Source organism: Pseudomonas sp. NY15364, assembly GCF_048068235.1.
GTDB classification, from domain to species: Bacteria; Pseudomonadota; Gammaproteobacteria; order Pseudomonadales; family Pseudomonadaceae; genus Aquipseudomonas; species Aquipseudomonas mendocina_D.
Genome location: NZ_JBLUPX010000091.1, coordinates 1 through 632 on the forward strand (window position 1 = coordinate 1; position 632 = coordinate 632).

Sequence of the window (632 nt, forward strand, 5' to 3'; positions counted from 1 at the left end):
AGCCCCCTCCCTGCCGGCTGCTGGATCGGCTGTGGAAGAGGTGGAGGCGGTTGCGTGGCAGGATGCCGATAATCCCATGTACACCACCGCCGAGCGGCGCGTGATGTTGGATTGGGTAAACAACGATTACCCAATCACCCCTCTCATGACCGTCGCCCAGCACAACCGCATAGTCGCCGCCCTTTCCGCCCAGCAGTCCGCGCCCGAGCGGGTGAGCGTGCCGAGGGAGTTAGTTCAGAGAGCTGCTAGACACCTAAATGACTGGCTTGAGCTGGATCAATGTGAATGCGAAGGCCCGCACTACTGCGGGCGCACGCAGGTAGCGGCAACAAATCGCCAACTCCGCGCCCTTCTCAATGGGGGTGAGGCATGAGCGACTTCGAGCGAGAGGTGAGCGAAAGCGCGCGTGGATGGATGCGCACGCTTGGCAACTTTTCACCAGTAGTCAACCCGGATTACCGCGAGGTCAATGGGTCGATGCTTGGCGAATACGGAGACGCCGAGAAAACCTATTTCGACAGCAAGGAACTGCGTGAGCTGGCAGCCGCGTGCAACGAAGTGGCGGATTGGCTGGATGAACGCGCCGTAAAAGCCCAGCAACCCAGCCAGAGCGAAGAAGGAGAGGTGTGATG

General features: G+C 60.3%; 2 protein-coding genes. Both read left to right on the forward strand.

The features are described 5' to 3' along the window. Window positions 1-373, forward strand: a 373-nt coding sequence (locus ACNFCJ_RS24090) for a hypothetical protein (RefSeq protein ID WP_416773896.1), incomplete at its 5' end; no start/stop codon positions are given. Continuing rightward, window positions 370-630 carry a hypothetical protein gene (locus ACNFCJ_RS24095; protein WP_416773897.1) on the forward strand — a complete coding sequence of 87 codons (261 nt, stop codon included), beginning with the start codon at window positions 370-372 and terminating at the stop codon, window positions 628-630. The genes ACNFCJ_RS24090 and ACNFCJ_RS24095, both read left to right, overlap by 4 nt. Window positions 631-632 lie beyond the last annotated feature (2 nt).